8 protein-coding genes are annotated in these 9085 nt (G+C 65.1%); 5 read left to right on the top strand and 3 right to left on the bottom strand.

What is annotated here, in order from left to right:
- The 4 genes from VFW69_RS21615 to VFW69_RS21600 all read left to right on the top strand — a co-directional run.
- Nucleotides 1-724: RHO alpha subunit C-terminal catalytic domain-containing protein (locus VFW69_RS21615; RefSeq protein WP_526504409.1), on the top strand; the 724-nt coding region annotated here is incomplete at its 5' end.
- A complete protein-coding gene (locus tag VFW69_RS21610; protein ID WP_526504407.1) occupies nt 721-1059 on the top strand; it encodes a hypothetical protein in 339 nt (112 codons plus the stop codon). The genes VFW69_RS21615 and VFW69_RS21610, both read left to right, overlap by 4 nt.
- A 54-nt stretch (nt 1060-1113) precedes the next feature.
- Nucleotides 1114-1959, top strand: coding sequence for a TauD/TfdA dioxygenase family protein (locus VFW69_RS21605; protein ID WP_526504405.1), 846 nt, complete (start codon nt 1114-1116; stop codon nt 1957-1959).
- Nucleotide 1960: 1 nt separating this feature from the next.
- On the top strand, nt 1961-2512 hold the full coding sequence (locus tag VFW69_RS21600) for a carboxymuconolactone decarboxylase family protein (protein ID WP_526504403.1): 552 nt from the start codon (nt 1961-1963) through the stop codon (nt 2510-2512).
- A gap of 130 nt (nt 2513-2642) precedes the next feature.
- Here the strand turns inward: VFW69_RS21600 and VFW69_RS21595 are convergent, their stop codons facing one another.
- On the bottom strand, nt 2643-2834 hold the full coding sequence (locus tag VFW69_RS21595; RefSeq protein WP_526504401.1) for a ferredoxin: 192 nt from the start codon (nt 2832-2834) through the stop codon (nt 2643-2645).
- Nucleotides 2835-3002: 168 nt separating this feature from the next.
- Between VFW69_RS21595 and eno the strand changes: the two genes are divergently transcribed.
- On the top strand, nt 3003-4286 hold the full coding sequence (gene eno, locus VFW69_RS21590; RefSeq protein ID WP_526504399.1) for a phosphopyruvate hydratase: 1284 nt from the start codon (nt 3003-3005) through the stop codon (nt 4284-4286).
- 12 nt (nt 4287-4298) lie between these two features.
- On the opposite strand, the gene VFW69_RS21585 is transcribed toward eno, so the two are convergent.
- Both VFW69_RS21585 and VFW69_RS21580 read right to left on the bottom strand, forming a co-directional pair.
- The gene (locus tag VFW69_RS21585) at nt 4299-7163 is read right to left on the bottom strand and encodes a DUF2232 domain-containing protein (protein WP_526504411.1); all 2865 of its coding nucleotides are present in this window, start codon (nt 7161-7163) and stop codon (nt 4299-4301) included.
- 224 nt (nt 7164-7387) lie between these two features.
- A partial coding sequence (locus VFW69_RS21580) for an MMPL family transporter (RefSeq protein WP_526504397.1) occupies nt 7388-9085 on the bottom strand: 1698 nt, incomplete at its 5' end.

Genomic DNA, 9085 nt, shown 5'->3' with positions numbered 1-9085 from the left:
GATCACCGGCCTCGACGACTACCCGTTCGCCAAGCTGACCGAACGCTACCAGTGGGTCGCCCATAACAACAGCAACTGGAAGATCTTCGCCGATGCCTTCCAGGAGTACTACCACGTGCCCTCGCTGCACTCTCAGCAGGTGCCCTCCGAGGTGCGTGAGCTCAACGCCGGATTCACCTGCGGGCATTTCCAACTCGACGGCCCGCACCGGTTGGTCTCCACGGCCGGGCGGCGCCGCTGGCTGTTGCCGCCGGAATACATGTACCCGATCGAGCGGGCCACGCGCAGCGGGCTGGTGGGACCGTGGCGGACACCCGACATCGGCGAACTGCCGCCCGGGCTCAATCCCGGGGGGATCGAGCCCTGGGGCATCAGCAATTTCCAGATCTTCCCGAACATCGAGATCCTGATCTATGGCGGGTGGTATCTCCTGTACCGGTACTGGCCCACCTCACACAACACGCACCGATTCGAGGCGTACACCTACTACCATCCGGCGCGCACCGTGCGGGAGCGTATCGAGCACGAAGTCGCCTCGGTGGTGCTCAAAGAGTTTGCGTTGCAAGACGCCGGGATGCTCGGAGGCACGCAGTCGGCACTGGAATACGGCATCGTCGACGAGTTTCCCCTCAACGACCAGGAGATCCTGGTGCGCCATCTGCACAAGGTCGCCGTCGACTGGGTCGAAGCCTATCGCCGCGAACAGGATTCGGTAGGAGTGTGACCATGCAGACCATGCTGCCCAGCGCATTCGCCGAGCTGGAGGACTACGCCCAAACCTGGTGCCTGGCAACCGAAACCGAGCGCTGGGACGCTCGGGTCAACGCGTCGATGCCACAGCTGCGCGACTTCTACGACGCGTTCTTCCCGCGCCTCGAAGACGCGATCGACTACTGCGACAAGTTTCCCCTCGACAACGTGCCCGACGACGCACTGAACCTGCTGCACATGATCTATTCGCTGATCATGGTCGCCATGGCCGTGGAGATCATGCATCAACCCGCCCCGGTCGACGCCGCAGACGCCGTCATGATCCGCACCGGCGGACCGGTGCCCTAAGCGCTACGCCCATGGTCGGCGCACCATACGTCCCTCTTTCCGAAAGGAGCGACCATGAGTCTGCTCGCCATCACCAAACTCACCGAGTCCGTCGGCGCCGAGGTCGCGGGCCTGGAGCCGGCCGCACTGGCAAGCGACGACTCGGTCGGTGCAGCGGTGCTGGATGCGTTGGAAGACAACGGGGTTCTGGTCTTTCGCGATCTGCAACTCGACCCGACGGGCCAGGTCGGCTTCTGTCGTCGCCTGGGCGACATCGATCATTCCTCCGACGGCCATCATCCGGTGGCCGGCATCTACCCGATCACGCTGGACAAGTCCAAGAACGCCTCGGCCGCCTACCTGAAGGCCACCTTCGACTGGCACATCGACGGCTGCACACCGTTGGGTGACGAATGCCCGCAGAAGGCCACCGTGTTGTCGGCGGTACAGGTCGCCGAATGGGGCGGCGAAACCGAATTCGCCAACTCGTACGCCGCCTACGACGCCCTGACGGGCGAGGAGAAGGAGCGGTTCGGCGCCCTGCGTGTGGTGCACTCGCTGGAAGCTTCCCAGCGCCGCGTCTACCCCGACCCGTCGCCGGAACAGGTGCAGCGCTGGCGATCCCGGCGCACCCACGAGCATCCCCTGGTGTGGACGCACCGCAGCGGCCGCAAGTCGCTGGTGCTGGGTGCCTCCGCGGATTACGTCGTCGGCATGGATCTCGATGAGGGACGCGCCCTGCTGGACAAGCTTCTCGAGCGCGCCACGGTGCCCAACAAGGTCTACAGCCACAGCTGGTCGATCGGCGACACGGTCATCTGGGACAACCGCGGCGTGCTGCACCGCGCCGCCCCGTACGACCCGGGTTCACAACGAGAAATGCTGCGCACCACGGTGCTCGGCGACGAACCGATCCAATAGCATGACCACAGCCGACCAGCATCCGCTGCGCCTGACGCCGTTGGCCGCCGACGAGTGGGACGAGAGGGCCCGCACGGCGCTGGTTTCGCTGATCCCTACCGAGCGGGCGAATCCCGTTGGCGCGGGAAATGTTTTGTCGACCATGGTCCGGCACCCCGATCTGACTGCGGCCTACCTGCCGTTCAATGCTTACCTGCTCACCCGATCGACACTGTCGCCCCGGGTGCGCGAAGTCGCGCTGCTGCGCGTGGTGCACCGCGGCAATTGCGGCTACCTGTGGTCACACCACATCCCGATCGCTCTACGCGCCGGCCTGACCGAATCCGAGATCGAGGACATCCGGTCCGGCCGCTGCGCCGACCACATCGACCAGGCGGTGATCCAGGCCGTCGATGATCTCACCGGTGACAGCACGATCAGCCAAGCCACCTGGGATCTACTGGGCGAGCTGTTCACCCAACAGCAATGCATGGATCTGACGTTCACCATCGGCGGATACCTCTTGCTCGCGTTGGCCGTCAACACGTTCGGCATCCAAGAAGAGCACGGCTAGGCCCGGCCCGCGGTCGGCACAACGATAAGGTGACTTTCGAAAGCGCTAGCGTCCGCGCTAGCGCATCTGCGAGTCACCTCATGGTTAGTGCGTGGTACCGGTGTGGCGGCTGGGGCAGGCGGTCGCCCCGCTAACCCTCGCGGGATAACGCGGCGCGCGGGCACTCGGCGATGGCCTTCCCGACCAGCGCCTCCTGATCGGCGGGTACCGGGTCGACGATGACCACCGCGTACTCGTCATCGTCGAGCTGGAAAACGTCCGGCGCGATATTCGTACAGAAGGCGTTGCCTTCACACCGGTCCAGGTTCACTACCGCCCGCATGAAGATCCTCCCTCAGGATCCCTCTATCCGAACACTCGGAGTTTTTACAGCACTACTTGTGTAAACGCTAGCCCAGCGGGACGGGTGGAAAATGACCGATGGGTCGCGACTTCTCAGTGACCTCTCAGGCGCGCGGTCTTACGCTGAGATTTTGGGTCCGGGAGGTCGATGATGAAGATCGCATCCGTCATCGCCCGCCAAGTGCTGGACTGCAAAGCCCGGCCCCTGCTCGAGGTCGAAATCACCACGGACACCGGCTTTGTCGGCCGCGGCGCCTCACCGACCGGCAGTTCGGTGGGTTCACATGAGGCGTTCGTACTGCGGGACGGAGATCGGACCCTCTACAACGGGCTGAGCGTGCACCGCGCCATCGCCGCGGTGACCGACGAAATTGCCCCCGCCCTCATCGGCGCGGAACTCGACGATCCCCGGTCCCTGGACAGGGTCATGATCGAACTCGACGGCACGCCCGACAAGCACCGACTCGGCGGCAACGCGATCTACTCCACGTCGATCGCACTGCTACGGGCGGCCGCCGCCGCGGCCGGCACACCTACCTACACCTACATCGGCGCACTGCTCGGGCTTCCACCACCGGCCACCGTCCCGGTGCCCAGCTTCAACATGATCAACGGCGGTCACTACGGCGACGTCCGCCAGACCTTCAGCGAGTTCCTCGTCGTGCCCTATCGCGCGGACTCGATTGAGTCCGCGGTCGAGAAAGGCGTGAGCTTGTTCGAGACGCTCGGCGAGGTGCTCACCGAGCGCCTCGGCCGCGCGCCGATGCTGGCGTCGTCGTACGGATACATCGCGCCGTCGAGCGACCCGCACGTCGTGTTGGAGGTGCTGGCCGAGGCCGTCGAGCGCGCCGGCTGCGCCGACATCATGGCGTTCGCCCTGGACTGCGCATCGAGTGAGGTGTACGACAGCGACTCTGCGACATACGCATTCAACGGCGAGCGGGTGACCGCAGAGGTTTTGATCGACTATGCCCGGGGACTATCGCAGGAGTTCCCGATGCTGTTCATCGAAGACTTGCTGGACGGGGATGACTGGGCCGGATTCGCCAAAGCGGTGCAGACGGTGCAGCGCTCGATCATCCTCGGAGACGACCTGATCGTCACCAACAGCGCCCGCTTGCAGCGCGCCGTCGAAATGTCCGCCGTGAACGGGTTCATTCTGAAGCCCAACCAAGTCGGAACCATCGCCGAAGCCCTGGACTGCTTCGAATACGCCAAGCGGAACGCCGTTTTGGCCATCCCGTCGGGCCGCTCGGGCGGCGTCATCGACGATGTGGTGATGGACCTGGCGGTGGGCCTGGGGGCACCGTTTCAGAAGAACGGCGCACCGCGGTCGGGTGAGCGCATCGCGAAACTCAACTTTCTGCTGCGCGCGGCCGAAGGCATCCCGGATTGTGCGTTGGCCGACGTGCCGGCATTGGCACAATTCTGAGCGCGTTTGGGGTTAGCGGCCGGAGACCAACGCGAGCTCGGCCGCCAAGGCGGTCCCGCACACCGCCAAGACGATCGACAGTGCCACCCAATCGGCAGGTTTCGGCCGTGACGAGGCCGCCGAGATCTGGCCGGTGCCCCCGCGGGCGGTGATCGCATCGCCCATCTCGTCGGCGCGCCGCAGTGTCACCGTGATGACCGCGACGACCACGTCGATCACCTCCACCGCCGGGCGCCGCAGACGGGCCCCAAGGGTCCGCGGCGCCCGCTTGGGCCGCAATCGGCGAGCGGCGTGCAGCACCCGGAATTCGTCGATGAGCATCGGGAAGGTGCGCAGGGCCAGCGCCAAAGCGACCGACCAGTCATCGACGGGGATTCGCAGCGGCCGCAGGAAGCGACCCAAAGTGGCTACCGCGGGCGCGATTTCGGCGACATTGGTAGTCCACGACACCAGCGCGCCCAGGCCGAGCAACACGATCGACAGCGAGGTGACGCGCAAAAAATCCAACAGGCCGCCCAGACCGAGCGAGACCGAGCCCACTCCGATGACCGGATTGCCACCGGCCAACGCTGCAGCGAAACCGGCGATGGCCAGCAGGATCCACACCAAGCGCGGCACCGACGGCAGCGCGCCTCGGGGAATATGCGCGAGCCTCACCGCCGATGCCACCAGCGCGGCCGTCAGCCCAATCGCCACCCACCCCGGGTAGAAGGTCAACAACACCGAGATACCAAACACGACAAGCAGTTTGGTGCCGGCCCACAGCTCGTGGATGGCGGAGCGCCCAGGCACCGGTCGCAGCAGCACAACGGGTCGACGTGAGTGGCGGCTCGGATGCTTCGCGGGCGTGGTCTCGGTCACGACGTCCCCCGGTGCCGGGGTCGGAGCAGGTTCCAGCACGCCGTCGCGCAGGTGCAGGGTACGCGGGCACAGCTCCTCCAGTCCGGCAAAGTCGTGTGAAATGACCACGACGGTCAGACCGGTGTCACGACGCCGGTCCGCGAGCAGCCGCAGCAGACCGCGTTGGCTGGCGGCGTCCAGCCCCGCCAGCGGCTCGTCGAGGATCAATATGCGCGGAGACCGCGCCAGCAACCCGGCCAGGACCACGCGGCGCATCTGGCCGCCACTGAGCTGATCGATGCGCCGCTTCGCCACCGCGGCATCCAGGCCGACGACGGCCAGCGCCGCGATCACCCGAGCGTGATCGTCAGGCGAAAAGCCGGCCGCCGAGGCTACTTCCAGGGCGACACGGGGGCGCATCAACTGCAGCCGGGCCGCCTGGAATTTCAGCGCGACCGCACCGACCTGCTCAGAAATCGGGCGTCCGTCGAGCAGACAGGTACCGGTGGTCGGTGCCGCCAGTCCGGCCATGATCCACGCCAACGTCGACTTACCGGAGCCGTTGCCGCCGTGGATCAGAAGCCCGTCGCCCTCATGCACCGTGAAGCTGATACCGCGCAGCGCGGTCTTCGCCCAAGGGGTGCCACTGGCGTATTCGTGACCAACACCGGTGAGTTCGAGCATCGGCGCGCTGGATTGGTGGCCCACAGCGAGCGTCGGCGCCGGCGCGGCCGCGGTCTCGACCATTGCCGTGTTATCCAGCGAAGCGCTGAGGTTGATCGTGCGGTCGGCGGCATCGGCCTCGTTGGTGTAATGGGTGATGTACACCAGGGTCGTTCGGTAACGGTCGTTGAGACCGGACAGCACGCCGAGCAGCGCATCCCGGCCCTGCTGGTCGACCATCGCGGTGACCTCGTCGGCGATGAGCAGCGCCGGCTCCCGCGCCAGCGCCCCGGCCACGGCGAGGCGCTGCAGTTCACCGCCGGACAAGCCCCCGGTGTCGCGCTCGGCCATGCCGTCAAGTCCGACTTCATGCAGTAACCGGCCAACGTCAGTGGTCTTGCCAGGCGGCAGTCCCCAGACCACGTCGTCGGCGACCCGCGTGCCCAGCACCTGGCTTTCCGAGTGCTGCATGACGACCGCGGTGCCGCCGAGTTCGCCGAGCCCGATCGCCCCGGGACGGTAAACGATGCCCGATGTCGGTTCGCGGCCGGCCAGGATCAGTGCCAGCGTAGTTTTCCCCGAGCCGTTGGTACCGGTGACCGCGACGTATTCGCCTGTCTGCACGTCCAAGCTGACCGCACGCAGCGCGTCGTGCTCGGTATGCGAGTAGCGAAAGCGCACCTCGTCCAGCCGCACCGGGACCGGCGCGATCGGCCCGCAGCTGACCGGTGTGTCCAGTTTGTGCACATCGGGAATGCTGCCCAGCCGCTGCAGCACCCGCGACAGCGTCCACCAACCGATCACCGAGGCGCCGATGATCGCGACGACCGCGTATCCGAGGACCAGCCACTGCCAATAATTCAGCGCCTCGGCGAGAAACCGCTTGAGCTCCTGCGCACCTGCCTGCAGGTGCGGCACTCGCGCAATCACCGCCGCGACTCCGTCTACGGTGGCGGTGATCGTGTCGAAGACCAGTTGCCGAAGCCGCGCCAGGACGGTCAACGCGATGACGCCGGCCCCGCCGAGGACGACACCGGCGACAAACGACACGGCGATCACGGTCGGCGTGCCGCGGCAGCGGCGTGTCACGATTCCGGCCAGGCCGCCGACGTAGGCGCAGAGCGCGACCGTCAAGAAGCCGCTGAAGCCGACTACCAAGAAACAGATCACACCAGCGGCGATCGTCGCGGTGATCGGCACGCGGATCCGATACCGATAGGCAAGCAGTCCTATCGGCACGGTGCCCAGCAGACCCAGCCAGCCTGCGTGCGGAAGAACGACCGCGATGATCGCGATCGCCGCGCACAGGGCGCCCATCACCGACGCCTGCGCCATTTCGCTGGGTCGTAGCGATCCGGCGCGCGTTTTGGGCATCCCTTCGCCGGTCGCTGTCACGACACGATTATGCCCGTCGTCGGCAGTGCTTCTGTTGTGTCGCTTATCAGATCTTCAGGTAGCCCTTGTCGGCGGGAATCTGTGCGGCTGTCACGAGCGAGGATGCGTCGCTGTTGCCCCGCGGTGTCGCGGACATCAATTTGCGCGGCAAGCATTTTGCGGCCTTCGCTTTCCACCAGCCTCGTCGTTTAGCCAAATGCCGGTCAGGGCTGCGGCAGCGGGCGGGGACGCACCAGCGTCGGCCACCAGAACCACGGTCCGAGGATCCGCAGGATGGACGGTACGACAAACGAACGCACGATGAGCGTGTCGAGCAACAGGCCGATGCACACGGTCGAACCCACCTGGCCGATCGTTCTCAGATCACTGGTGAGCATGGCCAGCATGGTGAAGGCGAACACCAAACCGGCCGACGTGACCACACCGCCGGTGCTGCCGAGTGCCCGGATCAGACCGGTGTGAATTCCGCCGTGCAACTCTTCTTTGACCCGGTTGATCAACAGCAGGTTGTAGTCCGATCCGACGGCCACCAGGATGATGAACGTCAGCGGTAGGACGAGCCAGTGCAGGTGCAGCCCGACGAGGTGCTGCCAGAAGAGGATGGACAGCCCGAACGCTCCGGCGTAGGAGAAGGCCACCGTGCCGGGAATCACCAAGGCCGCCACCAGACTTCGCGTGATGAACAACATGATCAGGAAGATCAGCACGAAGGCCGCGATCGCCGCGATCAGCAGATCAGACGTCGCGTATTGCTTGATGTCTTTGTCGTTGGCCCCCGAACCGCCGATGTAGACCCGGGCGCCGGCCAGCGATGTCTCTTTCAGGATCGTCTTTATCGCGTCGGGGAACTGTTGGACATGCTCCACGCCTTCGGGGCCCATCGCGTCGCCCTCGTGGGTGACGATGAACCGGGCCGCCTTGCCGTCCGGCGACATCATCAATTTGATGCCCTCTTTGACGTCCTCGTTGTCGAAACCCTCGCGCGGGATGTAGAAGTAGTCATCGCTGCGGGACTTGTCGAAGTCGTTGCCGACGTTGATCGAATCGTCGTAGGTCTGCTCGGTCTGAATGGACTGCAGGTCGGCCGACCCGTAACTGTTGACCAACTTCGACTGCAGGGCTTCCGTGTCGTCGGCGGTGGCCTTCAGTTGGGCGATGATCTGCGGGAAAGCCTTGTCCACCTCCACGAGGGAAACCCTGGCGTACTTGATGTCCTCGGCCAGATGGTCGATCTGGTCGAGCCCGTCGAACAACGATCTGAACGACCAGCAGATCGGGATGTCGAAACAGTGCTTCTCAAAATAGAAGTAGCCCTTGATCGGACGGAAGAAATCGTCGACGTTCGCGATCTCTTCGTTGATCTCGTTGCTGACCCGTTCCAGGTCCTCCACGGTGAGCACCGTCTGGTGCAGTTCGTCGGAAACCTTCTGGAAGAACCCAATCTCCTTGCGCAAGACCGCGACGGAGTGCGCCTGAATATCGGCCTGCGCGTCGGTGTTGGAGTTCTGCTCCCTGTTGAACGGGAGTTGCTGCCCGTTGCCGCTGCCCTGCGTGGTGAACAGGTAGGGGATGCTGGCGTGCTCAAGCGCCCGGCCCAAGGGCCTGGTCATATCCTGCACCATCGCCACGCCATGCAGGCGGATCAGCGCCCTGGCGACCCGGTCCATCGAGATGAAGTCGGCCGAGTTGCGCATGTCGTGGTCGGTCTCGATCATCAGCATCTCGGAGAACAGCTTGCTCTTCGGAAAGTGCCGATCGGCAGCCTGAAAACCAAGATTCGCGGGCGCATTGGCCGGCTGGTACTGCCGATCGTCGTAGTTCTGCCGGTAGGTCGGCACGAAGATCGCGCCGAGCATGACGACGGCGGAGCTGGCCACTAGGATCGGCACCGGCCAGCGCAC

It is taken from the genome of Mycobacterium sp. (assembly GCF_036273375.1).
Lineage (GTDB): Bacteria > Actinomycetota > Actinomycetes > Mycobacteriales > Mycobacteriaceae > Mycobacterium.
The sequence above is the reverse complement of the archived record's forward strand: the minus strand, read 5'-3'. Positions and strand labels throughout refer to the sequence as shown.